General features: G+C 75.9%; 1 protein-coding gene (running past one end of the window). It reads right to left on the reverse strand.

Annotation, left to right across the window (positions count from 1 at the left end; genetic code table 11):
• Positions 1-215 precede the first annotated feature (215 nt).
• A protein-coding gene (locus D455_RS0101175; RefSeq protein WP_017568930.1) for an AfsR/SARP family transcriptional regulator crosses the window boundary here: on the reverse strand, positions 216-1,457 show its 3' portion. The gene runs 2,274 nt beyond the window's last position; only the last 1,242 of its 3,516 coding nucleotides appear in the window; the start codon falls outside the window, past its right edge; its stop codon occupies positions 216-218.

The following is a 1,457-nucleotide window of genomic DNA, read 5'->3' on the forward strand; positions in this document are numbered from 1 at the left end:
GAGTCCACCCCGGCGGTGGCCAGTCGGGAGACGAGTCGGGTGTAGGCGTGTGTGTCGATGCCCGAGTCGGTGGTGGGGGTCAGTGGGAAGGCGCTGAGGCCGGTGAACATGGTGGAAGGTCCCTTCGTGCGGTGGTGTCGGCTGGGTGCCCGGTCCGTTCCGGCCGCGTGGGGTGCGGCCGGGCCGTGCGGTGTGCCGTGGCGCTCGGGTTCCGGTCAGCGCAGACCGTCCAGGGCCGCGCGGGCGGCGTCCGTCCAGTGCGGAGCTCCGGCCCCGGTGGCCACGCGCAGGGCTTGTCGGTAGTGCTCCGCGGCGCGGTCGCGGTGTCCGAGCGCGTGGGCGAGGTCGCCGAGCTGGTGCGCGACGGGTCCCAGGGTGAGCAGGCCGCTGCCCGCACCGGCCAGCTCCCCGGCGGCGGGCGACAACCGGCGGTAGGCGCGCTCCATCGCGGGGCGGTCGCCGACGGCGGTGGCCGCGCGGGCGGCCAGGCAGGTGAGTGCTTCCTGGAGCAGGTCAAAGGGCGCGTCGGGCGGGGGCGGGGCGGTGTCCGGGTCGGCCAGGGCGCGCGCCCAGGGGGCGTGTGGCCCCCAGTCCTGGCGGGGATCGACCGGGGCGGGCCTGGAGCTCTGGAGGCGCAGGCACAGCAGTGCCAGGGGCAGAATGCCCTGTTCCACGCCCGGCATGCCGGTGTCGGCGAGGCGCACGCTCGCCGCGCGGTAGGCGGCCTCGGCCTCGTCGGTGTGTCCGGCCACGCTCAGCCGCAGCGCGGCGTACCACCGGGTGAACACGCCGACGAGCGGGATCTCGTAGCGGGAACCGAGCCGGTCGGCGGAGGCGGCGTGGGCGTCGGCCGCGGTGAGGTCGGCGAGTGCGGAGTGGGCCTGGACGAGGATGAGGTGGCCCAGGACCTCGAAGGTCACCAGGCCGTGCCGTGCGGCCAGCGCGACCAGTTCGGTTCCGATCTCCACGCGGCGCGGGGCCTGCCCGGCGCGCTGGAAGGAGTGCATGAAGCGGGCGTTGAGGGCCAGACACAGCAGGGCCGGATCGTCGAGGTCGCGGGCGATCTCCTCCGCCTGTCGTGCGGCGCTCGCGCCCCGGTCGGTGTGGGTGCCGCGCAGTTCCAGGGCCAGGGTGCCCAGCAGGCGCCCGCGCTGTTCGCGGCTGTCCTCGGGCAGGGCGGCCAGAGTGCGCTCGGCCGCCGCGGTGACCTGACGGGACAGCGCCTCGTCGTCGTTGCGTGTCCACAGGGCGGGCACGTCGAAGGCGGTGATGACCCGCGCCGTCAGGTCCGCGTCCCCCAGTTCCTCGGCCGCGGCGACCGCACGCGCGCGGTGGTGGCGGGCCTCCTCCAGCCGACCGGTGACGGCCAGCGCCCGCACCATGCCCATGACCGCCTCCAGGCGTTCGCGCACGTCGCCGTGTCCCGACCGGTCGTGGGCGGTGACGGCCTCCCGCCA

Origin of the sequence: Nocardiopsis halotolerans DSM 44410 (assembly GCF_000341065.1) — a bacterium.
In the GTDB taxonomy this organism is placed as follows: Bacteria; Actinomycetota; Actinomycetes; order Streptosporangiales; family Streptosporangiaceae; genus Nocardiopsis; species Nocardiopsis halotolerans.